21 protein-coding genes are annotated in these 25,152 nt (G+C 40.9%); 13 read left to right on the top strand and 8 right to left on the bottom strand.

Annotated features, from left to right (window positions below; all coding sequences use genetic code 11):
* Positions 1-411: 411 nt before the first annotated feature.
* Positions 412-1,767, bottom strand: a complete 1,356-nt coding sequence (locus tag ACJ9PY_RS19850; protein ID WP_411738803.1) for an APC family permease — start codon at positions 1,765-1,767, stop codon at positions 412-414.
* Positions 1,768-2,101: 334 nt separating this feature from the next.
* Complete coding sequence (locus ACJ9PY_RS19845) at positions 2,102-3,223, bottom strand: alanine dehydrogenase (protein WP_098186000.1); 1,122 nt, start codon at positions 3,221-3,223, stop codon at positions 2,102-2,104.
* Positions 3,224-3,630: 407 nt separating this feature from the next.
* Between ACJ9PY_RS19845 and ACJ9PY_RS19840 the strand changes: the two genes are divergently transcribed.
* Positions 3,631-5,271: a PucR family transcriptional regulator gene (locus ACJ9PY_RS19840; protein ID WP_411738802.1), complete on the top strand. Its 1,641-nt coding sequence runs from the start codon at positions 3,631-3,633 to the stop codon at positions 5,269-5,271.
* Between the two features lie 411 nt (positions 5,272-5,682).
* Positions 5,683-6,747, top strand: coding sequence for an NAD(P)/FAD-dependent oxidoreductase (locus ACJ9PY_RS19835; protein ID WP_411738800.1), 1,065 nt, complete (start codon positions 5,683-5,685; stop codon positions 6,745-6,747).
* A gap of 290 nt (positions 6,748-7,037) precedes the next feature.
* On the opposite strand, the gene ACJ9PY_RS19830 is transcribed toward ACJ9PY_RS19835, so the two are convergent.
* The 4 genes from ACJ9PY_RS19830 to ACJ9PY_RS19815 form a co-directional block, all read right to left on the bottom strand.
* A complete protein-coding gene (locus ACJ9PY_RS19830; RefSeq protein ID WP_411738798.1) occupies positions 7,038-8,984 on the bottom strand; it encodes an FtsX-like permease family protein in 1,947 nt (648 codons plus the stop codon).
* Positions 8,974-9,735, bottom strand: coding sequence for an ABC transporter ATP-binding protein (locus ACJ9PY_RS19825; protein ID WP_063577649.1), 762 nt, complete (start codon positions 9,733-9,735; stop codon positions 8,974-8,976). The genes ACJ9PY_RS19830 and ACJ9PY_RS19825 overlap by 11 nt, the downstream gene beginning before the upstream one ends.
* A gap of 100 nt (positions 9,736-9,835) precedes the next feature.
* Positions 9,836-10,840, bottom strand: coding sequence for a sensor histidine kinase (locus ACJ9PY_RS19820; RefSeq protein WP_268564473.1), 1,005 nt, complete (start codon positions 10,838-10,840; stop codon positions 9,836-9,838).
* Positions 10,837-11,526, bottom strand: a complete 690-nt coding sequence (locus ACJ9PY_RS19815) for a response regulator transcription factor (protein ID WP_098866443.1) — start codon at positions 11,524-11,526, stop codon at positions 10,837-10,839. Before ACJ9PY_RS19815 ends, ACJ9PY_RS19820 begins: the two co-directional genes overlap by 4 nt.
* A gap of 156 nt (positions 11,527-11,682) precedes the next feature.
* Between ACJ9PY_RS19815 and ACJ9PY_RS19810 the strand changes: the two genes are divergently transcribed.
* A complete protein-coding gene (locus ACJ9PY_RS19810; protein WP_057276762.1) occupies positions 11,683-12,024 on the top strand; it encodes a zinc ribbon domain-containing protein YjdM in 342 nt (113 codons plus the stop codon).
* A 51-nt stretch (positions 12,025-12,075) separates the two neighbouring features.
* Here the strand turns inward: ACJ9PY_RS19810 and guaC are convergent, their stop codons facing one another.
* Positions 12,076-13,059: a GMP reductase gene (guaC, locus tag ACJ9PY_RS19805; protein WP_095679189.1), complete on the bottom strand. Its 984-nt coding sequence runs from the start codon at positions 13,057-13,059 to the stop codon at positions 12,076-12,078.
* A gap of 1,674 nt (positions 13,060-14,733) precedes the next feature.
* On the opposite strand from guaC, the gene ACJ9PY_RS19800 reads away from it, so the two are divergent.
* Together ACJ9PY_RS19800 and ACJ9PY_RS19795 are read left to right on the top strand one after the other, a co-directional pair.
* Positions 14,734-15,618, top strand: a complete 885-nt coding sequence (locus tag ACJ9PY_RS19800) for a PHP domain-containing protein (RefSeq protein WP_411738797.1) — start codon at positions 14,734-14,736, stop codon at positions 15,616-15,618.
* 207 nt (positions 15,619-15,825) lie between these two features.
* Complete coding sequence (locus ACJ9PY_RS19795) at positions 15,826-16,176, top strand: UTRA domain-containing protein (protein ID WP_411738796.1); 351 nt, start codon at positions 15,826-15,828, stop codon at positions 16,174-16,176.
* Between the two features lie 511 nt (positions 16,177-16,687).
* Here ACJ9PY_RS19795 and ACJ9PY_RS19790 read toward each other — a convergent pair.
* Complete coding sequence (locus ACJ9PY_RS19790) at positions 16,688-17,191, bottom strand: DinB family protein (protein WP_057276759.1); 504 nt, start codon at positions 17,189-17,191, stop codon at positions 16,688-16,690.
* Positions 17,192-17,824: 633 nt separating this feature from the next.
* On the opposite strand from ACJ9PY_RS19790, the gene ACJ9PY_RS19785 reads away from it, so the two are divergent.
* The 8 genes from ACJ9PY_RS19785 (at position 17,825) to cobA (ending at position 24,912) form a co-directional block, all read left to right on the top strand.
* On the top strand, positions 17,825-18,493 hold the full coding sequence (locus ACJ9PY_RS19785) for a YdeI/OmpD-associated family protein (RefSeq protein ID WP_063577650.1): 669 nt from the start codon (positions 17,825-17,827) through the stop codon (positions 18,491-18,493).
* 115 nt (positions 18,494-18,608) lie between these two features.
* Positions 18,609-19,619, top strand: coding sequence for a permease (locus ACJ9PY_RS19780; protein WP_278089135.1), 1,011 nt, complete (start codon positions 18,609-18,611; stop codon positions 19,617-19,619).
* A complete protein-coding gene (locus ACJ9PY_RS19775) occupies positions 19,619-20,371 on the top strand; it encodes a TIGR03943 family putative permease subunit (protein WP_411738795.1) in 753 nt (250 codons plus the stop codon). The genes ACJ9PY_RS19780 and ACJ9PY_RS19775 overlap by 1 nt, the downstream gene beginning before the upstream one ends.
* Positions 20,372-20,563: 192 nt before the next feature.
* Complete coding sequence (locus ACJ9PY_RS19770; protein ID WP_052137319.1) at positions 20,564-21,019, top strand: RrF2 family transcriptional regulator; 456 nt, start codon at positions 20,564-20,566, stop codon at positions 21,017-21,019.
* Between the two features lie 74 nt (positions 21,020-21,093).
* Complete coding sequence (locus ACJ9PY_RS19765) at positions 21,094-21,804, top strand: DsbA family oxidoreductase (RefSeq protein ID WP_063575454.1); 711 nt, start codon at positions 21,094-21,096, stop codon at positions 21,802-21,804.
* Between the two features lie 139 nt (positions 21,805-21,943).
* Complete coding sequence (locus tag ACJ9PY_RS19760; protein ID WP_057276754.1) at positions 21,944-22,216, top strand: hypothetical protein; 273 nt, start codon at positions 21,944-21,946, stop codon at positions 22,214-22,216.
* A 421-nt stretch (positions 22,217-22,637) separates the two neighbouring features.
* Positions 22,638-23,453: a uroporphyrinogen-III synthase gene (locus ACJ9PY_RS19755; RefSeq protein WP_411738794.1), complete on the top strand. Its 816-nt coding sequence runs from the start codon at positions 22,638-22,640 to the stop codon at positions 23,451-23,453.
* Positions 23,454-23,466: 13 nt separating this feature from the next.
* Entirely contained in the window at positions 23,467-24,912 is a 1,446-nt protein-coding gene (cobA, locus tag ACJ9PY_RS19750) for a uroporphyrinogen-III C-methyltransferase (RefSeq protein WP_411738793.1), read from the top strand.
* Positions 24,913-25,152: the final 240 nt, after the last annotated feature.

Genomic DNA, 25,152 nt, shown 5'->3' with positions numbered 1-25,152 from the left:
CACTTTTGGACTGGTTATTACCTCTATTCTCTTTATTCTTTTACAATGGGAGGATAGACTTACGACATCAATCTTTTCATTAGATAACCATTCGATAGATTAATACAGTAATGACCTGTAGTTCTCATACCGACAATAGTTTGTGTCTAAACCGTTTTTCATCTTGGCTGATTTCACATACTTTGTTGCTATTTACCAGGTAGTGAGTTGTGGTTGATTTCCCCTCCAGATGCTCGCTTTCCGCGGGGCGGGCGGTGAGCCTCCTCGGCGTAAACGCCTGTGGGGTCTCACCTATCCCGCTGCTCCCGCAGGAGTCTCGCACTTCCGCTCCAATCAACCTTAAATAGTTTCGTTTTAAAAACAACAATCTTTACGAAAAGAGCCTTCATCTTTTTTATAAACAGCGTGACTTTATTTTAAATCTACACTATAATTTTCTTCGATTTTCAATACTGGCGGCTGTTTTTTAAGTCCTTTTGTCAATACAAGTAAATAAATGAAGCCTATTATTAACCAACTTACTCCAAGTACTTTTGAGTGCGCATCAAGATTCACAAGAAGTAAAATATCAAGAGCAGCTCCAATAATAGGAACAAATAAATATAAGACAGTTCCTTTTACCGAACGTTCTCTATTTCTAATATAATAATGAGCAATTACGGAAATATTAACACAAGTGTACGCTAGAAAAGCCCCGAAATTAATAAATGATGCTACAAGATCTAAACTTAAAAATAAAGCAAGCAAAGAGACAAAACTAATGATCAGTATATTATTTACGGGTGTTTTATATCTCGGATGCAGGCTGCCAAAGAACTTTTTAGGAAACTGTCCATCTCGCCCCATCGTATAGAGGACTCGTGATGCACTTGCCTGGGACGACATGGCACTACCCAATACAGCTAATGCATAAAGCGCAAGATATACTGAGTACATCGTCTTTCCACCAACAAGTTTAATAATTTCGTAGGCAGCTGAATCAGGATTATTAAATGTGTTATACTCTGGCCATACAAGATACGAGAAATATGAAACACTTGTAAAAATTAAACCACCACCAAGAGTAATTAAAATAACAGCTCGGGGAATTGTTTTCTTAGGGTTCACTGTCTCTTCCGCAAACGCTGTAACTGATTCAAACCCAAGGAAACAAAAGCATAATAATGCTGCTCCAGCTATTGTATAAGAAAAGGGTTCTTTCGAATTATGGAATGGCTCAAGAGATAAAAGAGTTGCCGTGCTTTCTCCCATAAGAATTTCCTTAATAGAAAAACCTATAAAGATAACGATAAAAAGAAAAGCAAAAATCGTTATGAATGCGTTTACATTTGTGGCAATCTTCAATCCTTTAATATTAATAAAAGTGACGAGGATGAGCATACCTAAAATCCAGATGTAACTTGGGATTGTTGGAAAGGCTGCCGAGAAAAAAATACCAAATACTAAATAATTCACCATGGGCATAAATAAATAATCCATTAAGATCACCCATCCGACAAGAAATCCAACAGAGGGATTGAGCGATTTTTGCGTATAAACATATGCAGAACCTGAAGATGGAAACGCAATTGCCATTTTCCCATAACTGTAGGCAGTAAACATCATTACCACTAGAGCAACTATCATTGCTCCCGGAACCGTGCCATGGGAAATATTGGACGCAATACCATACGTAGTAAAAGCTGTGGTTAACCCCATAAATGAAAAACCAAACAATACAACTGGAATGAGTGTCAGTGTTCTATCCGTTTTACTTAAATTTGACATGTAAAATACTCTCCTCTTATACCTGATTTAACTTTTTACAAGAAATAGGATCAATATTATTACATCTTTTTTTTATAGGTGGTTTCTAGAAATCATAAAAAAGTCAGAAAGATGCTAGGGAGCCTACTTTGAATTATCCATGAATTTGTTGTCTTGTTTCCCCATTCCTCGTAAGGAATTCCGTCTGAAGAATAACAAAGATAATTCCTGCAAAAATCTTCTCGCCGGCATCTTTACTGACTCCTGAAATTTCTTTAGTAGCGACTTGTTCAACACTGATTTCTAATCAATCTTAATGAAACGTAGAATATGAGATGACTCTATGGCCGCTTTATTATTTTGACAATAGTAACTCCGTTTTTATATCTGTATAAGGCATGTTATGATTGATCCCAACTTCGTGATGAACAATTTCACCGTTCAAAGTGCTGATACAATTTCTTACTATTACATCATTTTCTACAACCTCTTTCAAACCATTATTCGCAATGTTCATAATATATGGGCCGGTTGTCATCAGCATCATGTTTGTCGAGGTTTGTGGACATAGAGCCGGCATATTCGGGACACAGTAATGTAGGACTTCTTGTTCGTAGTAAACTGGATCCTCTAAAGTCGTATAACGTGAGGTTTCAATTATACCCGTTCCTGCAATATCAATAATAATAGAATTAGGTTTCATCTTACTGACCATCCCTCGTGTAATGAGAGGCTCGGTTACCCCTGGCATCGGATAAATTGTATTAATTAAAACATCACTTTGAATAAGTTCTTCAAACATCATATCTTTATCCCAACCCAAAATGTCCACCTGTGGCAACTGATTGTTCAAATAATCAATGCGTTTCATTGATGCTTCCATGATTGTTACATTCAATCCAAGACCCACAGCAACTTGAGCAGTATTGAGTCCAGCATTGCCACCACCAAGTATGAGTACATTGCTCGACGGTAAACCGGCCAGTTTCCGGAGAAGTATACCTTTTCCGCCATAACCATATTGAGCATATTTGACTGCTTCAAGCATTGCTAATGTTCCTGCAATTTCACTCATTGGTTTAATCGTAGGTCTTGTCCCGTCAGGTAAAACGATTAATTCCATTGATAATGAAATTGCTTTTTTATCTAGTAATGCCTGTGTCATTTCATGATTTACATCTTCCGCCAAATGAAACCATGCCATTATCATTTGATCTTCTTTAAGAAGGCCGTATTCATAGGGTTGAAGTTCCTTCACTTTAACAACAAATTCTGCCTTCTCATAAATTTCGTCAATCGTGTTTACTATTTTTGCTCCAGCCAAAACATATTTCTCATCACAAAAACCACTAGCTTCACCTGCCATGCTTTGTATTAGTACTTCATGACCGTAAGCTGTTAATTTTTTTACCCATGTTGGATTTAATCCTACTCTAGTCTCTGCAGTTTTTAATTCTTTAGGAACTCCTACTATCATTGTTCATTCTCCTTTTTAATTGCATTTAATTTATTGAACATTCTAAAATCTTACAGGGAAATGATAACCCTTTCATTAGACACGAGGTTAAATTTATATTAGTTTTTTTTTAACAAAGCACTTTTGGCCATTTTGTACTTTTATGAATATAGCATTGGGGAAAATTTTTTTTCCATTGTTATCTATTGGTCATTTTAAGTTTTCAGTACTGCACACATATAACTGATGAAATATGGTGTGAATTATGAAAGATTATCAGGTAGATTAAGGTCTTTCATCAAAGTACGTAAAAGAACGCATTACTTGGGGTTAAACAGAGATAGGGTACCATATTTTATGGGCTTAGACTTTCTAGTATAGTTATAATAAGATGATACAGCTAACCATTATAAAATGAGGAGGTACATATGCTTACAGTACAAGATGTTCTTAAGCGCTCACTCTTTTCAAAGACGGAGGTAGTTGCGGGGGCAAACGGGTTGCACCGTCAAGTCAAATGGACACATGTCCTTGAAATTCCGTTTTTTGATGATACCATCTTTCAGGGAGGGGAACTGATACTCTCCACCGGATTTGGGTTTGAATGGAGAGACTCCTCTAATACTTCATTTTTGTTAAATCTTATTGAACGCAACGCTTCATGTTTATGTATAGAACTTGGACACCACTTCGAAAAGGTCCCTAAAGAAATGATCGAGATGGCAAATGAGTATAACTTTCCAATTATTATTTTCAAAGAATTCATAAATTTCGTCGAAATAGCACAGGATCTACATTCGTTTATCATTAATGCTCATCATGAGAAGTTGGTTACATTAGATTCGATTTCAAGAAAGTTCCATTCATTGTCACTCACTACTCATGGGTTATCAAATATTTTAAAATTGTTGCAACAGAAGACAGAAGCACCAATAATCTATCTGCCTATAGAAGGAACACCTTTTTCGATTCCAGGATTGAAAAATGAATTTATGGAAAAACTGCTTCACACGATTTATGAGGATAAAGAACACTGGCATGACCGAATTACAAATGATTCGCCCGTTGAATGGAAGGCATTAAACCATACCATTCTTCTCCAACCGATCGGAGCAATGGATCAAATCTGGGCGTACCTTGTTATGGTTTTAGAACGTGAATCGGATGAATTTGATTTCCTGATCCTTGATCGTGCTTCTCTAGCAATCTCACAAGACTTATTGCGCAAACATTATTTGGATGAAAAACGATTACGTTTAGAATCTACATGGCTAAATGATTTACTTAATAGACGCATCAATAATGAGGAACAGGCAAGAGGATTTATTTCTTTAAAATCGAAGCGCGCTTCTATACATTATCGAATGGCAATAGTTGATATCGAAGATGTTTTTCATCCGTCTTCATTAGGTTTATCGGATGAAGAAAATGAATCCGCTATTTATCATTATTCTTTAAAAATTCGGTCTGGGTTCGCAAAATATTCTTTTACACCCTATATCACATCAGTAAGAAATCAGATTATTGTATTAGCTATTGATCTTGGAACTGCCGATTCTTCTAAGGCACGCTTCTTGAAAGTGATCAATGCGTTGCTATATGTTAAAGAAGGTGAATCTTGCCAAATCCGTATAGGCGTTGGGCGACAATACCAGTTACTTTTGGATGCTCATACTGGTTATCGAGAAGCGCAGTTAGCTTTAAATTATCGTACGTTTTCGACAAGTGCCTTTTACGAAGACCTTGGCATCTTTCGATTGATACAATTAATTCAGCATGATCAAGATACAGCACATTTTATTGAAGACTATCTCTCTCCTTTAATATCCTATGATAAGGAATATGGAACGGAATTGCTTCTGACTTTAGCAAAATACTTTGAGCTTGATCGCTCAAAGAAGCTTACTGCTCAAAAATTACATGTTGTAAGACAAACACTCTATCATCGGCTGGAAAAGATAAAAAAGATTCTTGATTTTGATTTTGATAATCCTGAGCACAGATTAAACGTTGAAATGGCTTTGAAAGCATATCAACTCATAAAGCAAGTGGGAGTACCTACGAAGTAGTTATCAACCGCCAACCATATTACACTACAGAAATAAATCTAATACGCAATTTTGAGATAACGGCTGCTGTGATATGTTTAAACGCATAAAGATACTTACATGTAGGAGTATTTCGTAGCAGTCATAATAATGTAAAGACAGAGGATAAAAATAATTTAGGAATAATATTCATCAATGTCCCACCAGAACTTCATTTTCTACCTGATTTTTCATTCTAATGGTAATACTCTATTTACCATCCATGAGTACTTAATGAATGGTAAGTTTTCGTGATTGGAAATAAAAAACTCTGTTGATTTTTAAAATGAACAGAGTTTTTTAATAAATCCATATTGTAAAAAGTGAGAAAAGAGTGTACGATTAAATGAGAATGATAATCAATCACACTTGGTTGCCGGGGAGTGGACGTAGATGGAACAGCTGGATTTATTTGATGTAACGGTTATTGGGGGAGGGCCAGCAGGCCTTTACTCCACTTTTTATAGCGGACTTAGAGAAATGAAAGTTAAACTGATTGAATACCAGCCACGGCTGGGCGGGAAAATTCATGTCTATCCAGAGAAGATGATTTGGGATGTTGGAGGTCTGACACCGACTACTGGGGAAAAATTAATTGAGCAGCTAGTGGAGCAAGGTTTAACATTCAATCCAACAGTCGTCCTGAATGAGAAAGTGGAATCAATCACACGTAATGAAGAAGGCATCTTCGTTTTACATACGGCTTCAGGTCAAGTGCACTTTTCCAAGACGATCATTGTCGCGGTTGGGGGCGGAATCCTGAATCCACAAAAGTTGGAAATAGACGGGGCAGAAAGGTTTGAAGTCTCCAATTTAAACTATACAGTCAAGTCTTTCAATCGTTTCAAGGATAAGACGGTGATCATTTCAGGCGGCGGGAATTCTGCCATAGACTGGGCAAATGAATTAGAGCCCATCGCCAAAAAGGTATATCTGACATACAGGAAAGATAGTTTAGCAGGACATGAATCACAAGCAAGACAATTGATGGAAAGCTCTGCTGTTTGTTTCTTGAATACGACGATTACAAAATTGGTCGCCTGCGATGATCATCAATCAATTGAACATGTTGAACTGACGAATCACGCAACGGGAGAAGTTTCTTACTTGCCGATCGATGAAGTCATCATCAATCATGGTTATGAGCGTGATACATCGCTGCTTCAAAATAGTAAAGTCGATATTGCCATTGCCGACAACTATTATATTGAAGGTACTCCTGCAAGTGAATCCTCGATGGATGGAATATACGCAGCCGGTGATATCCTTAAGCATGAAGGTAAATTGAACCTGATAGCAGGCACTTTTCAAGATGCTGCAAATGCCGTAAACAAGGCAAAGCAATTTATCCAGCCTGATGCTCACGGTGTGGGGATGGTTTCTTCCCATAATGAAATCTTTAAAAAGCGCAACAGGGAATTGATCAAGGAAATGATGAAACCGGCTGGGGTACTTTAAAGGGAGCGGATTTCTGAAAGCAGCTGGAACTTCATTGAGGGTTTGTACAATTTGAACGTTGATTTCTACTCCAGGCACTCGCTTTCCGCGGGGGTCCGCCCTCGGCGCTCTTTGCGCCTGCGGGATCTCCCTTGGACACGCTTTTCCCGCAGGAGTCTCGTACCCACCGTTCCAATCAACTGGAATGTTTTTTTAGAAAAATTTTAGGCGAACTGCCTTTTCTCCGGATTTTTCTACAGTTTAAAAGCTCCAAGGCATCATTGGCCCTGGAGCTTTTAGTATCTTCGAAATTATAGAGATTCTTTAATGACCTTCTTGTAATGAAATACGGATAGGATTCCGAAGATCGAATACAATGCCGTGTATAATGCCATGACGATGATCATCGGTGTCCAAACTTCGGTCCCGAACAAGAACCAACCTGATTGGACTGCGAAATAACTGTGAAGCAGTCCGACGACTAAAGGAATACCGAAATTGAAAACTTGTTTTGCTTGGATTCCTCTTAGTAAGTCACCACGCGTGAATCCTAGTTTTCTTAAAATCGTATAATTGGATTTTTCCCCTTCACTTTCATCCATTTGCTTGAAATACAGGATGCAGCCGGAGGTAATGAGGAAGGTTAATCCCAAGAAGCCGACGATGAACATGATAAGGCCCATATTCTGCTTCTGGGTGTTGAACATTTCCAATTGGGAATCATTCACATGTTCTTCTTTGAAACTCATCCTTTTGAATAGATCATTCGCTTTTTCAAGTTCAGCTTCATCCTTCACATCAATGCCGATATTAACGGATGATACTTTTTGGATTTTCGGGTCGATATCCTTTTTCAAACGGTCGAATATCGTTTGGTCTACAATCGCAACGGGCAATCCGCCACTCGTGAAGTAATAGGACAGGAAGGTATCATCATTCAAACCTATATATGTTTGCGGAATTACTTCATTCTTGCCCTTCAGTTCAATCTTTCCGGAATCCTTCAAGGATATGACCTTCTCCATCATACTACTGTATCCGCTGAAAAGGGTCTCATCTTCAGCAAGGTTGATTCCTTTAACCGATTCATCACTGATGACGGGAACGGTCATGATGTCCGAATCGAAGTTCACTCCTTCGAGGCTCGTTTCCATTATTTCCTTTACATTGACATCCACCTGAATGACGTCAATCACCTTTGCGTCATAATCAATTTTACTGTCTGATAAAGCCTCTTTGAATTTATCCGCATCTCCCATATCCGTCATCGAAAAATCGGTAGGGATACTGCTTTGTGCCATTTTCTCCGCTGAGTAGTAGGAGATATAGCTTAATGATAATAAACCGATTGCCAAAGCGGAAACGGTCGTGATGATCGTCAATAATATCGCATTTGATTTCATCCGGAACATAATGGATGAAAGGGACAATACTTCATTGATGTTCAAATAGCCATTTTTCTTTTTACGGACGATATTAAAGATGAAGCTTACGGATCCTTTATAGAATAGGTAGGTACCGATGATGACGGTTGCCAGAATGACGATCATGGCCATGAAAAGCTCGGTCATCTGTGTAAATGCTCCATCGAATAATTTGGATGAAATGACATAGCCAGCAATGATCAGGGCGATCCCGAATATCCCGATGATCATTTCGACCATAGAAACTTTTTTCACTTTTCCTTCCGTCATGGAAGTCACTCTAAATAATGATAGAATGGTTTGCTTTTTAATGAAGGCATAATTCATCAACATGATTAAAAGATAGATGGCGCTAAAAACGAGCAAGGTTTGCACTAGCGGCTGAAAAGAAAAGTTAAGAGTCGCGATTGCCTGGACACCCATTATTTTAAATAGGATCATGATGATCAATTTTGAAGCGGCAAACCCTACAAAGATTCCCAGGAATACGGAACAGAAATACAGGATCAGGTTTTCCACACTCAGGATACGGAATATCCTGTTCTTCGTCATGCCTATCAATTGGAATAAGCCAATTTCTTTACTGCGTCTTTTAATAAAAATGCTATTGGCATATAAAAGGAATATGGAAACTATTGCAACAAGCAGGATCGATGCTGCCTTGATGGAGGCGGCCCCTTTCACCGTACCCTCCGCTTCATCCAGCGCTGGGTCATATTGCAAGGTGACGAAAGCAAAGTACAGGGAAGCGCTGAAGACCAGGGCAAACACATACAGATAATAGTTCTTCAGATTCTTCTTCAAATTTCGCAAGATGAGTTGATTAATGCTCATTTTGAACCCCTCCCAATACACCTTGTGTTTTCATGATGTCCTTGAAGAAGGTTTGTCTGGATTGTTCACCTTTATTCAATTGGGTATAGATTTGTCCGTCTTTAATGAAAATGACTCGGCTGCAATAACTGGCGGCCACGGGATCATGGGTTACCATGATGATGGTCGCTTTGTGCTTTTTATTCATTTCGCTCAGTTTGTTCAGTAAATCGGAAGCTGATTTGGAGTCAAGCGCCCCAGTCGGTTCATCCGCAAAAATGATGCTTGGATCATGGATGAAAGCCCGCGCTGCAGACGTACGCTGTTTTTGACCACCGGAAATTTCATTTGGGTATTTATCCTTCACTTCATATATGCCCAGTTCCTTCGCCACGCTATCAAACTTTTGTGCCGCTTCATTATTGGGCGTTTTTGTAATGGATAAGGGCAAGAGGATATTTTCTTTGACAGTCAATGTGTCCAATAGGTTATATTCCTGGAAAATGAAGCCCAAGTGGTTCTTACGGAATTCGGCCAAATTCTTTTCTTTCATCCCTGAAATCTCTTTACCATCGATCGTAATGGTGCCGTTGCTGATTTTATCGATCGAGGAAAGGACATTCAGCAAAGTCGTTTTTCCTGAACCGGAAGCACCCATGATACTTACGAATTCACCTTTTTGTATGCTTATATCAAGACCCTTTAATACTTCTTGTTTATTGAATTTATTACCATAGCTTTTATGGATTTTTTTCGCTTCTAATATATTCATTTGGATACACTCCTTTTTTTCTATATCCTCATTATAAAAGGCCATGTATTTCTTTTCCTTCGTTTGGACGAACAAAGAATAAAAGCATGTGACATTTTTGTCACATGCTTGTGATATTCACGAAATCATTTCTTTTTGGGAAGGTCAAGGTAACGGTCGTCCCGGTTCCAAGCTCTGATTTCACATCAATGGAGATGAATAGGGACTCGGCCGCATTCTTGGTTAAATATAGACCCATGCCGGTTGCCGCACTGTCACGATGATTTGTCGTGGATGTAAATCCTTTATCAAATATGCGGGATAAATCCTTTGGGTCAATGCCCCGTCCGGAATCCTGCACTTCCAGAATCGTTTGTCCGGCTCGCACATGGCTATATATCATGATATCTGCGTTTTCACTATATTTAATGGAGTTGGTCAAGAGCTGCCTCATGATGAAGGACAGCCACTTGGCATCACTAAGCACTTCGGTTACATCCAATTGGATGTCGAAGCCGATTCCTTTTTGAATGCACCATGACCGCAGCGTTTTAATCTCATCAAAGATTATTGTTTCCAAATCGGTTTTCTCTATATACAAATCATTTTCGATGAAAGGCATGCGCCTTTGATGGAGCTGCTGATCAAGAAGAAGATGAATGCGCAGCCACTCATAGGTCAAGTGTGATTTCAGCAATCCATCATCCAAGCGGTCAATCATTAAATGCATCGCCGTCAATGGTGTCTTCACTTCATGAATCCAAGATAATAATTCATCTTTCTCCTGCTCTAAAGTCATTTGACCGATTGCTGCGGATTTCTTCAATAATTCGGTTTGGTTAAAGATGCTGTTTTCTATGATTTTTTCGAAAGGGCTCTCTGGTTCGGCAATATTCGTTATATCCAGGTTGTCTTCCCGTGCTTCTAAACTTTTATAAAAGTAGGTTTCCTTTTTATAGCGGAAAATCAAAAACATACTGAACATGAGCAATGATAAAAAAACAATATACAGTATGGGCCTTAACGGAATGGCCGAATCAAGATAGGCGACAAAGATAATGAATAGATGAAGAAGTATGTAGAATGTGATCCAGCTGAACCTTTCCACGAGATATTTTCCGATCATGCATTTGCCACTTCCACGGCGATATAGCCCTGTCCGACCTTCGTTTCGATAAAATGCCCTAAATCCAGTTCATCCAGCCTCTTTCGTAAACGGTTCACATTCACTGTAAGGGTGTTATCGCTTATGAAACGTTTGTCATCCCATAAGCTGTTGATCAATTCCTCGCGGCTTACGATCTTGTTTTTCTGTTCAATTAGCTTTTTCAAGATGAAAATTTCATTTTTCGTCAATTCGATTGTGCCCGTCTCGGCCGAAACCGTGTTCTTTTCGTAATCCACGGTGGCGCCGCACCACGTTTTCAATTCGATCTTTTCCGTATTGTAATTATAGACACGGCGAAGGGTGGCCTGTATCTTCGCGATGAGTACATCGAAATGAAAAGGCTTCTGGATAAAATCATCAGCTCCAAGCTGCATGGACATCACCATGTCCGTAGGATGATCACGTGATGATAAAAAGATGATGGGAACATTGGAATGGGCCCGGATCATTCTGCACCAATGAAATCCGTCAAACTTCGGCAACTGGATATCAATGATGACTAAATCAGGTTTTATGTCCGTGAATTCCTGAACCACTTTACTAAAATCGCCGATTCCGTAAATATCATAAGACCATTGCGCCAATCTATCTTTAATTTCATTGAATAACGTTGTATCATCTTCTATCAATAGAAGTTTAAACAAGGGGTTCACCGCACTTTCCAGCTTTTTCTTAAAAGTATATAGTAAAACCTTTATAGGTTCTAGAGGAAGGGAGGGACAAGGGAGGTAATAAACTACTGGTTGTGTGTAAACCATTATTATATTAAAATTGGCATAATGAATGGAGGAAGTGAATTTATGCCTGATTTTCCTAATTGCCCTGCATGTGATTCAGAATATACATACGAAGACGGCAGTCTTTTAGTTTGCCCGGAATGCGCCCATGAATGGACAGTGGAAGCGGAAACGGAAAATGGTGATCAAAAGAAGGTTATCAAAGATGCTAATGGAAATGCCTTGAACGACGGTGATACCGTTACGGTAATCAAGGACCTTAAAGTGAAAGGGAGCTCATCCGTCTTAAAAATGGGCACAAAAGTCAAAAGCATCCGTCTAGTTGATGGAGATCATGATATTGATTGTAAGATAGATGGTTTTGGTGCAATGAAATTAAAATCCCAATTTGTTAAAAAGGTGTAATGATAAAAAACGACCTAATCCATTGATTAGGCCGTTTTTTTAGATTACTTCTTAATAAACTTTGTCACCGTTAAAGATTGAATTCTTAACGACCACATAATCCACATTCCGGATGGCTTCCAACTTGGTACCGCCTGCATATGAAATGGATGACTGAAGATCTTGTTCCATTTCCTTCAACGTATCTTCCAAAGATCCTTTGTGCTCGACAAACATCTTTTTGCCTTCAACGTTTTTCTTTTCACCTTTTTGGAATTCCGAAGCTGAACCAAAGTATTCTTTAAAGGCCTTTCCATCTTTCTCGATCGTTTGACCAGGAGATTCTTCATGTCCGGCAAATAGTGAACCGATCATGACCATTGAAGCTCCAAATCTAACTGATTTGGCAATATCACCGTTCGTGCGAATGCCGCCGTCAGCGATGATTGGCTTGCTTGCCGCTTTTGCACACCAGCGAAGTGCAGCTAATTGCCAGCCGCCCGTTCCAAATCCGGTCTTGATTTTAGTGATGCATACTTTCCCTGGTCCAATGCCCACCTTTGTAGCATCCGCACCGGCATGTTCCAATTCACGTACGGCTTCAGGAGTTCCCACATTTCCTGCAATGACAAAACTTTCAGGTAAATGTTTTTTAATATGCTGTATCATTTTTATCACGGCATTGGAATGTCCGTGCGCTATATCTATCGTAATGTATTCAGGCACAATGTTGTCATTCGATAATTGTTCGATGAATCCGTATTCTTCTTCTTTAACGCCGACACTGATGGAAGCAATCAATTCTTTTGAATGCATGTCTTTAATGAAAGTCAGTCGTTTTTCTGGCTCAAAACGATGCATTACATAAAAGTAACCGTTTTCAGCCAAGTAAATGGCAATCTTTTCATCAATGATCGTTTGCATATTTGCAGGTACTACAGGTAACTTGAATGTATGTTTACCTAAAGTAACGGATGTATCACACTCAGAACGGCTATTTACTACACATTTTGCAGGAATTAATTGAATATCTTCATAATCAAACACGTTTTCCATGTTATGCACCTCTATATACGAATATTTTTGTCTTTTTTAATAAAAATTGTTCGCCCATTAGGTAATGTACATCATTTTTGACAGTAAGTCAAAAATTTTATTGGTTTTGTACTGATTTTATTTCAACTTAATGGGAAATCCGTAACAGGGTAAGGAGCTGAAAAGGACGAATGAACATGTTACTTTGGAACGTTGATTTCCACTTCAGGCACTCGCTTTCCGCGGGCGGGAGCCTCCTCGGCGCGCCTGCGGGGTCTCCCATGCCGCGCTTTTCCCGCAGGAGTCTCGTACCTTCCGTTCCAATCAACTTTGTTTTTATTTAGATAGAACCCTTTTGTCTACAAATTGCGTTTGTAAAATGGGAACGTTGATTTCCCCTCCAGGCACTCGCTTTCCGCGGGCGGGCTGGAGCCTCCTCGGCACGCCTGCGGGGTCTCCCATGTCACGCTTTTCCCGCAGGAGTCTCGTACCTTCCGTTCCAATCACCTTTGTTTTTATTTAGATAGAACCCTTTTGTCTACAAATTGCGTTTGTAAAATGGGAACGTTGATTTCCACTCCAGGCACTCGCTTTCCGCGGGCGGGCGGGAGCCTCCTCGGCACGCCTGCGGGGTCTCCCATGCCACGCTTTTCCCGCAGGAGTCTCGTGCCTTACGTTCCAATCAACTTTGTGTTATTGAAAAAACTGCAGGCTGGTCTATTCCGAACCAAGTTTTAGACTTGTTTATCCTTTAAGTTTTTCACCTGTACTCCTTAATGGATGGAAGAAATATGCGCCACTCCTGCCGAATAACTGGCTAGCCAAGACACCAAAGGCGCTTGCTTTGATGAGGCTTGGCAGACGGTCGGCGGAAAGGGATGCGGATTTCTGAAATCAAAAGGAATGTTTTCTAGAAAAAACTGCAGGCTGGTCTATTCCGAACAAGTTTTAGACTAGTTTATCCTTTAAGTTTTTCACCTGTACTCCTTAATGGATGGAAGAAATATGCGCCACTCCTGCCGAATAACTGGCTAGCCGAGACCCCACAGGCGTTTGCTTTGATGTGGCTTGGCAGCCAGTCGGCGGAAAGGGAGCGGGTTTCTGAAATCAAGTGGAATTTTTTAAAGAAAAAACTGCAGGTTCGTCTTATTCCGAACCCTATTTAAGACTAGTTTATCTTTCATGTTTTTTCTTGTACTCCTTAATGGATGGAAGAAATATGCGACACTCCTGCCGAAAAACTGGCTAGCCGAGACCCCACAGACGCTTGCTTTGATGTGGCTTGACAGACATTCGGCGGAAAGGGAGCGGGTTTCTGAAATCAACTGGAACTTTTTAAAGAAAAAACTGCAGGTTCGTCTTATCCCGAACCCTATTTAAGACTAGTTTATCTTTCATATTTTTCCCTGTACTCCTTAATGGATGGAAGAAAATTGCGCCACTCCTGCCGAATAACTGGCTAGCCGAGACCCCACAGGCGCTTGCTTTGATGAGGCTTGGCAGCCAGTCGGCGGAAAGGGAGCGGGTTTCTGAAATCAACTGGAAATTTTTTTGTCTGCTGCTTGAAATACTTAAGTATTTTCACCAATCAGGACGACTTTTACACCTTTACGTTTTTTTACATCATCTTAACGTTGACCGACATGGCACTAAGTTAAAATGAAAATGGGTAACGAATAAGAATGGGGGATTGGCATGAAGGTTGAATTACATTGTCATACGAACGTTTCAGATGGTTCCAGTTCTTTTGAAGAACTATTGGAGGTTGCAAAAAGGGAGAGCATTGGCCATTTAGCGATTACGAATCACGATACAACAATGAGATTGCAAGAGATGGCGGAACGGGGTAAGGAAATAGGTATTGAAATCATCCCTGGTATCGAAGTTTCCGGTTATGACTTTGCAAGAGGAAGGCGTGTACATATTTTGGGCTATTTTGTCGAGCCTGGTCATAAGGCCCTTGAGGATTTATGTAATCCACTGATTGAAAAGAGGAATGCAGCTTCTGAAAAAATGGTGGAACGGCTGATTCATGCAGGATATCGAATAACTTGGGATCAGGTATCTAAATTCAGGGGAGGAACCGGTGTTTATAAACAGCATATTATGCTGGCGCTTCGGGAATCGGGGTATACGGATTCTATCTATGGAGATTTGTATAGGAAAATCTTCAGCCGTGGCCAAAATGGGGAAGAGCCGGGCATTGCCTTTATTCCTATGGAGTATGTGGATGCCATACTGGCTGTGAAGGCGATTCGTGCTGCCGGAGGCGTCCCGGTCCTTGCTCACCCTGGACAATACGGGAGCTTCGAAATTATCCCTGATCTTGTAAAAGCAGGGCTTGAAGGGATTGAAGTTCTTCACCCGCATCATGGTCATGCTGAAGAGGAAAGAGCGATTTCATATGCAGATCAATATAATCTCATTAAAACAGGAGGTTCCGATTTTCATGGGGATTATGGGGAGAAGCCGATTCGGCTTGGCAGTATGAGCCCTGGAACGGAATGTGTGAATGCTTTGAAATTAAGGAAAAAAAGCATGGCCATTAATGATGTGATATTGAAAAATATCGATCTATGAAACCAGGAATTTGCTGTGAAAGCGGCATGCTTACATGCTGGATTGGGAATTTGAAAGACTGAACATGCAGGGTCTTGTATGGAAAAAGATCGATAAAATAAGTGCTTCCTTGCGTTCTGGTAATTTTTACAAGAAAATCATGATAGCTTCATATTTTCTCATTACACTGACAGTAACAAGGAAATTATATGTAAAGGGGGATTTTTGTTGGCGGAAAATAAGGTCTTTAAAATTGGCAGGCTTAGGTTAATAGACGATTTCCCGATTCTTCATACATCTTTTATAACAAAATCAACTTTTCCTGAAATAGAAAAGGACGGTCCGGATATAACCTCCATGTTTCAATATTATCGGCAGCACGGCTTTGTAGAGTTCGGATCCAGCACGTGCACGCTGAATGAGATTTTTCCCACTCTTTTCGAACGGGATATTTTGCAGTGTTCAAGTTTGATTCCACTTTTGCAAGTGGAATCATTATGCCAGGATAAGCGGAGTAATCAAGTCCTTGAGCATACGGTCATAATCTATCGGAGCGATTGTTTCACATATGTTATATAAAAACTTCCATTCCAGATATCGATCGAATTCACTAGTAAATGCTCTGAATTCACAAGTAAAAGTACGAAATTCACGAGTAAATGCCCGAATTCACGAGTAAAGGTACAGAACTCACGAGTAAATGCTCCGAATTCACGAGTAAAGCACGAAATTTGAATAGTGCAGGCCCGGCTTTAACAAATTTCATACAAAGATTTACTCTTTCTTAACGTACGTTCACTTGGCAACAACAAGATACATTGAAGATGTTAGCTTGAAACTAAAACATATTTTATCCTGATCGTCGCAATCTGTCTTGAAATCTTCGCAACACAAATCAAAAGGAAACTAAAAGTATCATCTTGATACTAGAATGCTGGCTAGGGAAATATGGGCTCTGCCAATCTATCCAATTGGTGCAGCTCCCGACAGTCACGATCGTTTCATAGCATGCATGAAAAAAGACCACAAAATGACGTGGTCTCTTTGTTTGAAAAGTCTCCTACTGATTATTTAATTTGTCATGAAAGGCTTATATAAGGGCGGTCTTTATTTCTTGAATCTGTTTGATATGCCTTTGTTCATGTAAGGATAATAACTCAATCCATTGATCCAATGAGAGGTCCCCGAACAGGGGATGTTTGGCTTTCTTTCTATTTAACAGGATATCTGAATCCATATCATAAAGAACCTGTAATAATCGATCCCTTGATTCTGCCAGCAAATCCATGAGGCTCGATAATTGAAATGGGGCTGAAGAGGGTGAAATGGCCTCAGGGGATGAGAATTTCCTTGTTCTATCAGTAACGAAGTAAATGTTTTTTTGAATGATATTATTAAAATCCCTTTCCCGAATGCCATTTGCTATAACTTCTGTAAAAACCTGTTCCGTAAGATATAAATGATGGCAAATTTGGGCGATGTTCCATACTTCAGGCACAGGCTTATGGTGGAGCGTTTTTTCATCCAACTCCGTAATTTCCTCAATTAACTGTTTTCTTGATTCAAATAGCAAATCATACTCGATATAATTCATGAGAACTCCCCTTTTGTGACACCCACATATGAAAGCATCACTGAATTTTTTGAAATAGGAAAAAAAGGGATATCTGATTGCATAAAGAATGCATAAAAACTACGGGAAAAACACCTGATTTAAAGTGGATTCATGATGATTGAAGGAGTGCGACACTATGTTTTGAAGCATGGTTTCTATTTAATGAAGAGTGTTAAAAGATATCTCTTATAGTACAACGAAAAGACATTTTTCATTGGTATTCATAATTTTGGGAAGAAATGCAAATCTGGAGTCAAGTCTATATTTCCAGGGACTGCATTTTTTCTGGAGCTTTGATACCCTATCATGCCTATGCAAAAAAGTTGAGTTTATGCCTACTTAGAATATTGCGCCTAGGGCCTCCGCTAATGAACCGAAAAATGAAGCTGGCATTCAAAGGGAAAAGAATCTATAGATGCTGGACATTGGAAATTATTATATCTGAATTATAGCACAGTTAATATTTTCCTAGAAATGATTATATGAAAAGATACGGAAGGTTTCCACATCGAATTTTGGATTTTTATACTATCTAGAGAAAAGTTGCTAACGCAATGGGAAGCTTATAAACTGAAGGTAGAAAAAATCAACCAGGGCTGGATGGTGAATGCAATGGCTAAAACAATAGTTGAAAAACTGAATTTACATAAATATGAACGGGTGGCAGTCCTGAATCAGCCAGCCGGGGCGGATTATTTAGCAGAGCTGCCGGATTACGATACAAAGCTTAATGAAAGTGCCTATGATCTTATATTTGCCTTTGTATTGGATATGGATTCTTTAAAGAGAATCGTGGATAAGGTGATCGATAAAAATCATTTAAGTAAAAACGGCTATATTTTTTTGGCTTACCCCAAGAAGGGGAATAAAGAATATGCTACATATATTCATCGTGATGATCTGATGCAGGGCCTTGGTGCGGATGATGAAGGGTATGTTGGCTCGAGTGACCTGAAGTTTGCGCGTATGGTTGGGTTGGATGATGTCTTTACGGTAGTCGGACTTAAAGAAGACTCAAAAAATAGAAACCGTCCCTCTGCCAAAGCAAGCCAATCGGTAGATGATTATATCGGCATGATTTCTGAAATTGAGAAAGATTTGCAGGATTCCCCTGATTTGCTTGCGTTCTATCAATCACTTACGCCAGGGTATCGCAAGGATTGGGCCCGTTATGTGTATAGTGCAAAACAAGAGGCGACACAAGTGAAACGGCGCCAGGAAATGAAAACGATTTTAGGAGAAGGTTATAAGAGCAGGGATCTATATCGAAGGAATAAATGAGGGTGGTGAAGTCTTCCATTCTCTTTTTTCTTGTTCTTTTCACCCTATCAAAAGCATATACTAGACCGAATCCAAACTTAAATCGTAATAATTATGATTTGCGAGGTGGTTAAATATGCTTTTGAAACGCTACGCGGGAAATTTGCTGTTATTGATTCTGCTGTTTTTGCTGCTGGCATTCTTTTTTCTAGGCGATGTGTTCGTTCCCAAAGCAATTGATTTCTCGGACTACCCGATGCTTCACTCAGTGCTCGTCGTGTTTTTGGGATTGTTTTTAGAATCGATTCCTTTCCTGTTCCTGGGGGCCATTGCTTCATCATTCATCCAGTTGTTCATCAGTGAAGAAATCATTCAGCGGATGATACCCAAAAGACCCCTGACGGCCATTTTTGCCGCGATAGCCGCGGCGCTGATCATTCCGGTTTGCGAATGTGCAATCATCCCGGTCGTCCGGAGATTGATTCAAAAGGGTGTCCCGGTCCATGCAGGTGTGGTCTTGCTCGTAACAGCCCCAATATTGAATGTCATCGTGTTCGGCTCAACTTATTATGCGTTCCAAAATAATCCGTCCATTCTATATGGAAGAATCATTCTTTGTGTCCTGACGGCCATAATCGCAGGCTTATTCATTCATATATTCAGCACTAAAGATGTGGTGAAAGAGGACAAGCTGGAACTGGTGCAAGGGCATGTACATGATAGTCAGTCCAGTAAATGGACAAGCTTCATTGATCATACTTCGCAGGAGTTTTTTATGGTCGGCCGATACTTTATCATCGGAGCCTTGTTTGCCAGTGTATTTCAGGTGTTCATGGATCGGTCCGTAATGGCCGATATTGGTCAGGCGCCAATAATAGGCACGGCGTTGATGATGGGAATTGCGTTTGTGCTTTCACTCTGTTCATCGGCTGATGCCTTCGTTGCGGCCTCCTTTTCCCATAGTTTTCTGCCAGGCTCCATACTGGGATTCCTTGTATTTGGCCCCATGCTGGATCTGAAAAATGTTTTGATCATGATGTCTTGTTTTAAACGGAGCTTCGTCGTCACGTATGTCCTGCTTATTTTCGCAGTCGTCTTCAGCCTCTGCCTGATTGCAGGAGGATTGATCAGTAAGGGGGGCTTCTGATGAAACGTTTTTTTATCCAAAGACTTGAAGGATTGCTGCTGCTGGGATTGGGTCTCATGATCTTTAAATTGTATGTTTCAGGATATTTAACGAAATTGATCGCACCCAAAATGGTTCCATATGCATTGGCGGCACTTTTCGCTTTTTTAGTGATCAGCCTTCTCCGAATGAAAAAACAAAAACAAAGTGAACAACATTGTGATTGCGGATCGAATGGGGAGTCTTCGGTCCTGAAATATGGTTTGTTCTTCCTTCCGATTCTTCTGGGCTTCATCCTGACCGATTTTACTTTAAGCGGGGAAGCGCTGGCGAAAAGGGGGATGGCAAAGCAGCAGGCACAGATGGTAAGTTCATATGATTCCGGGAAACATGCGAATGGGGAGAAAATCTCCGTAACCGATGATAATTATTTTGAAGTGCTGGATGATTTGCTGAACAACCTCGATACGATCAAAGGGAAGGAGATAGAGATTTCGGGGTTCATATACCGTGAGGATACATTCACGAAAAAACAAATGGCCATCTCCCGCCTCTCCATGTCCTGCTGTGTGGTCGATGCGACGTTATATGGATATATGGTCAACGGGAACGTGGAAGGAATGAAGACGAATGATTGGTATACGATTACAGGGACATTAAAAAAAGGAAGCTATAAAGGGGAACCCGTACCGGTGATCGATTTAAAAGGATCGAAGAAAATAAAGGCACCGGAAGAAGCTTATTTATATGAAAATGTACAAATCATTCAGTAGTATTGAAAAACCCGGCAAATGGATGTTTTGCCGGGTTTTGGTGCCGAAAGGATATATTATTTTGCCGAACCCGGAAACGGCTGGAAAATCGTGCGCTGCGGGCGGAAAATCGAGAAATGGCGCCATTTGTTCGGGAGCACGTAACATAGTATAATGGCCTTACCATGGATAAGAGTGTAAGGGGGGATAATTTTGTCTTCAAGTAATCGAAACAATCAAATTGGTCCGCCGCGCTTTGCCATTGCCATTCACTCTTTGGTTTGGCTCGCGCAAAGCGAAAAGCTCCTGACAAGTTCGGCAATCGCCTTAAAGGTGAAGTCACACGCCACTTTTTTAAGAAGGGTGATGGCACAGCTTGCAGCTGAGGGGATCGTCGAAACAAAGGAAGGAAGGGAAGGCGGTTATAGTCTGAAGGTGCCTGCCTCTCAGCTTACTTTGGCGGATGTGTATCAAGCGGTACGGCCGGAATGTCTTGTTTGTATGGAAACGAGCGAATGCGGAGAGGTCGGGAAGCAGCTGGATACGGCTTTGGAGGAAATCATGAACGAAGCCGAAAAGGAAACATTGCGCCTGCTAAAGGGCTATACATTGGAAGAATTCATGAAAAAAGTCGACTTCACCAATTTTGAAAATGAGTGTCTGGGCTAATATCCTTGCAAGAGGATACCCAGGATTATATAATGTGCTTAATGCGATTGCATTTAAAACGAGGAGGTATTTACATGAAGGTGGAAATTTGGTCGGATTATCAATGTCCGTTCTGTTATATAGGTAAGCGTCGGTTCGAAGAGGCGTTAAAGCAGTTTGAAAATAAAGATCAGGTAGAGGTCTCATTTCGCAGTTTTGAGTTGAACCCAGAGGCTGAGCGGGATATCAATATGACTCAAAATGAAATGCTGGCCAAGAAATACGGCATGTCTCAAGCGCAGGTGGAAGCGAACAGCCAAAACCTGACTCAACAGGCTAAAGAATTGGGTCTCGATTATCACTTGGACAAAGTGGTCTTAACGAATTCGTTCGATGCCCACCGCTTGATGCACTTTGCTGAATCAAAAGGTAAAGAGAAAGAAATGAATGAACGCCTATTTAAAGCTTACTTTACGGAAGGCAAACATATTGGCGATCACGCTACATTGGCAAGTTTGGCAGAAGAGGTTGGCATTGAAAAGTCCGAGACGGAGTCCATGCTGGCAGGAACGGCATTCACGGCAGAGGTTAGGGGAAATGAGCAAGAAGGAAGCCTGCTTGGCATTACAGGCGTCCCATTCTTCGTCATTAATCGCAAATATGGAATCTCCGGCGCCCAGCCAACGGAAGCATTCCTCGATACGCTAAAAAAAGTATGGGCTGAGGAAAATCCGCTTACGATCGTGAATGATCCAGCAACAGGCGACGCTTGTACGGACGGTTCTTGTAACGTAAAGGAAAAATAGAAGATGAAGAAGGAGACCCCAAACTGGGGTCTCCTTTTTTTACTTAAAAAGGAAATGTCATGTATGGCAAAGAATATAGTGTACAGGATGGCTTTTCCAAAAAAAGTCCGAAATGAAAGGGAGTTAAAGGATGTATATAATGATTGGAATACTAGTCCTCGTGATTGCGTGTATAGTAATTGTCAAACTAATTTCCTATAAATATTGGACATGTATTTATACAGCATTCGGGAATGAGAATTATTATAAGGCGGTTGCGAAATTGGAAAGGGAAGGGATACCCTTCAAAACGAAAACGCCTATGAACTTAGGCACTGAAAACTTTCAGAATCGCCATGAAACCACTCAATATGATGTTTTTGTAAAAAAAGAACTGGAGCATATTGCCCAAAGGGCGATAAATAAGAATTAACAAAAGGTTAAATCGTGAAAATCGCTGTCCTGATGTGGCAGCTTTATTTTTGGCTAGAAAAGGTAGCATGAGGAATTTGAAGCAGGCTATGTTTTGCTTTTTTGGAAACTCACGAGTAAAAGCCCAAAACTTACGAGTATTTGCTCTAAACTTACGAGTAAAAGCCCAAAACTCACGAGTATTTGCTCCAAACTTACGAGTAAAAGCCCAAAACTCACGAGTATTTGCTCCAAAATCATGAGGGCGGGACTTATGAAAAGCAAAATGCTGCTAATTCCTCTTTCCACTGAATTTATATAAGCTAAAAGAAAGAAAAAGCGTTGTTTTTGATATGGAATTCGTTTTTTATAGTTTCATAGACTGAAAATTTGTATAATGGGTGAGATGGATTTAATTGAATGTACATATAGGAGGGACATGGATGAGTAAGCTTAATGGCAGGACCGTTGCTTTATTGGGGGCGCGGAAGACGGAAGAACTTAGTAAAATCGTTCAAAATCTTGGGGGAGTCCCGCTTGTTCGCCCGGCACAGGGGACGGTTTTCCTTGATGATTCCCATTTGGAAGAGGATGTCACCCGTTTGATGGCAGGGGAGTTCGATTGGATCATTCTCACGACGGGAGTGGGGACGGAATTATTATATAAAACGGCAGTGAAGATGGAAGCGGGAGAGCGTTTCATAGAGGCTTTGCAGTCTATGAAAATTGCAGCTAGGGGCTATAAAACGGTTAATATGCTGAAAAAGCTTGGCCTGCAGCCATTAATCCGTGATGATGATGGCAGTACGGCAGGGCTTGTTCGCAATCTGGAAGGCCATCTGCCTGGAGGTGTAAAGGTCGCTTTGCAGCTTCACGGCGATCCGGCGCCTCTTTTGATGAATTGGCTGGATGAACAAAAAGTGGAACATAAAGAAATCCTGCCATATGAACATATAGCGCCTGAAAAAGAAACGATGCAGCAGCTGATCCAAGAAATCCTTGAAGGCAAAATCGATTCGGTTGTGTTCACGAGTGCACCCCAGCCGCGAAATTTAATGAGATTTGTCCGTGAACAAGGCGTGGAGGATAAGATAGTCGGCCTGTTCGCATCAGAAGTAATTGCTCTTGCGGTCGGAAAGGTAACGGCGCAGGTGGTGATCGATGAAGGGATTGAGCGGGTCATATATCCTGAAGATCAACGGATGGGCAGTGCAATGGTGGAGCTGGTGAAATATTATCAAGGAATGGCAAGCAGATAGGGGTGAGTGCGGCATGACCAAGGGCAAGGTTTATTTTGTTGGTGCAGGTCCGGGTGATGAAGGCCTGATTACCGTAAAAGGCCAAAAAGAGATTGAAAAAGCGGATGTCATTTTATATGATAGATTGCTGAATCCCAAGCTGTTGGAGGCTGCCGCCTTCGATTGTGAATTGATATATTGTGGCAAGACACCTTATACTACTGGCATCAGCCAAGGGGAAATCAATGAGCTGCTTGTTTCCAAAGCACTGGAAGGGCATCGGGTCGTCCGTTTGAAAGGCGGTGATCCTGCCGTTTTTGGAAGAGTCGGGGAGGAAGCGGAATCGTTGAAAGATAAGGGAATCCCATTCGAAGTCATTCCGGGGGTTACGTCCAGCATTGCTGCATCCATGTACGCAGGAGTTCCCGTCACACATCGGGATTACGGACGTTCCTTTGCGATGGTGACGGGCCATGACCAAACAAAGAAGGATATAGATTGGAATGGGCTTGTGAGTATAGATACGGTTGCCTTTTATATGGGTGTGGCCAACCTTCCGTCTATCCGCAAAAATTTGATCAATCATGGAAAGCCGGGGAATACACCGGCACTCGTCATTCAATGGGGCACTTATGGAAGACAGGAAAGTGTCGAGGGGACCTTGGATGATATCGTCGAACGGGTAAGTGAAAGGTCGCTTGGCAATCCTGCAATCACCTTGGTCGGGGATATCATTTCACTAAGGGGAAAACTGCAATGGTTCGAAAGGAAGCCGCTTTATGGACAACGGTTTTTAGTGGCCCGGACTGGGACGGCAAAGAGTGCCTTGGCGGAAGCCCTGTATGAACTTGGCGGCGAAGTCATCGAGTTTCCTAAATGGAATGCGGAAAAAGTGAAAATAGAAGAAAGTCAGCTGCTCGCTTTTCTTTCATATGATCGAATTCTCTTCACTTCGCCTGAAAGTGTCCATGGATTCTTGGATTCACTCACTGAACAAGCTATTGATTTCCGCCGGATTTCTTCTAAACTATATGTGTTATCAAGGAAATCGAAAAAGGCTTTGCAGCAACGGGGTCTGACGGCCGAGCTCAAATCCGGGATGCCGGAAGCCGGAACACTGTTAGTTGTTGGAGATCGAAAAAGGGATCTTAGAGATCCGGCACATGGGGACGGAGACTATATTCAATCAATCGCTAAATTTGTCGATGAAAGATTCCTTGAAATCTTTCCGAGAATGCTTGATGGGAAAGCTGTAGAAACGGTATTATTTTCAAACCGGCATTCAGTCGATATGCTGATGCAATATGGGGACAAGGCAAACGTGGATGTTGAAGCGCTGCTAAAACAAGCCTCCATCGGGGTGATCGGGGAAAGTACCGGCAATAGACTTCAAGTCTATGGATTTACATCTGATATGATGCCGAAAGAACCGTCTGTCGAACAATTGGTGGATTTGATCGTGAATAGGAATGTTTTTTAGGCTCTGATAAAAACAGAGTCTATTTCCTTTGCGGGGCTTCGTTATTCACCTTCTATTAATATTGTTGGCGTTCAGTGTTAGGGCCAATCGTGTTATCATTTAATTACGGAACATCACGGAGTACGAAAAGCCCTTACTTACTGCTTTTATTGGCCGGTTCATTCAAAGACAGAAGGTGACTTCATGTTTAATATTGGCGATGTTTTATGACAATTATTCTACCTTGCCCTACTTGTTCTG

Origin of the sequence: Peribacillus sp. S4, assembly GCF_046715815.1 — a bacterium.
Lineage (GTDB): Bacteria > Bacillota > Bacilli > Bacillales > DSM-1321 > Peribacillus > Peribacillus frigoritolerans.
This window is presented reverse-complemented; position numbering and strand designations above follow the sequence as displayed.

What these genes read in the sequence shown, in the direction of transcription:
- ACJ9PY_RS19785 (WP_063577650.1), top strand. Translation starts at nt 17,825, where the DNA reads ATGGCTAAAACAATAGTTGAAAAACTGAATTTACATAAATATGAACGG.
- ACJ9PY_RS19765 (WP_063575454.1), top strand. Translation starts at nt 21,094, where the DNA reads ATGAAGGTGGAAATTTGGTCGGATTATCAATGTCCGTTCTGTTATATA.
- ACJ9PY_RS19835 (WP_411738800.1), top strand. Translation starts at nt 5,683, where the DNA reads ATGGAACAGCTGGATTTATTTGATGTAACGGTTATTGGGGGAGGGCCA.
- ACJ9PY_RS19755 (WP_411738794.1), top strand. Translation starts at nt 22,638, where the DNA reads ATGAGTAAGCTTAATGGCAGGACCGTTGCTTTATTGGGGGCGCGGAAG.
- ACJ9PY_RS19790 (WP_057276759.1), bottom strand. Translation starts at nt 17,191, where the DNA reads ATGAATTATATCGAGTATGATTTGCTATTTGAATCAAGAAAACAGTTA.
- ACJ9PY_RS19830 (WP_411738798.1), bottom strand. Translation starts at nt 8,984, where the DNA reads ATGAGCATTAATCAACTCATCTTGCGAAATTTGAAGAAGAATCTGAAG.
- ACJ9PY_RS19845 (WP_098186000.1), bottom strand. Translation starts at nt 3,223, where the DNA reads ATGATAGTAGGAGTTCCTAAAGAATTAAAAACTGCAGAGACTAGAGTA.
- ACJ9PY_RS19800 (WP_411738797.1), top strand. Translation starts at nt 14,734, where the DNA reads ATGAAGGTTGAATTACATTGTCATACGAACGTTTCAGATGGTTCCAGT.
- ACJ9PY_RS19840 (WP_411738802.1), top strand. Translation starts at nt 3,631, where the DNA reads ATGCTTACAGTACAAGATGTTCTTAAGCGCTCACTCTTTTCAAAGACG.
- ACJ9PY_RS19825 (WP_063577649.1), bottom strand. Translation starts at nt 9,735, where the DNA reads ATGAATATATTAGAAGCGAAAAAAATCCATAAAAGCTATGGTAATAAA.
- ACJ9PY_RS19760 (WP_057276754.1), top strand. Translation starts at nt 21,944, where the DNA reads ATGATTGGAATACTAGTCCTCGTGATTGCGTGTATAGTAATTGTCAAA.
- ACJ9PY_RS19810 (WP_057276762.1), top strand. Translation starts at nt 11,683, where the DNA reads ATGCCTGATTTTCCTAATTGCCCTGCATGTGATTCAGAATATACATAC.
- ACJ9PY_RS19850 (WP_411738803.1), bottom strand. Translation starts at nt 1,767, where the DNA reads ATGTCAAATTTAAGTAAAACGGATAGAACACTGACACTCATTCCAGTT.
- ACJ9PY_RS19820 (WP_268564473.1), bottom strand. Translation starts at nt 10,840, where the DNA reads ATGATCGGAAAATATCTCGTGGAAAGGTTCAGCTGGATCACATTCTAC.
- ACJ9PY_RS19775 (WP_411738795.1), top strand. Translation starts at nt 19,619, where the DNA reads ATGAAACGTTTTTTTATCCAAAGACTTGAAGGATTGCTGCTGCTGGGA.
- cobA (WP_411738793.1), top strand. Translation starts at nt 23,467, where the DNA reads ATGACCAAGGGCAAGGTTTATTTTGTTGGTGCAGGTCCGGGTGATGAA.
- guaC (WP_095679189.1), bottom strand. Translation starts at nt 13,059, where the DNA reads ATGGAAAACGTGTTTGATTATGAAGATATTCAATTAATTCCTGCAAAA.
- ACJ9PY_RS19780 (WP_278089135.1), top strand. Translation starts at nt 18,609, where the DNA reads ATGCTTTTGAAACGCTACGCGGGAAATTTGCTGTTATTGATTCTGCTG.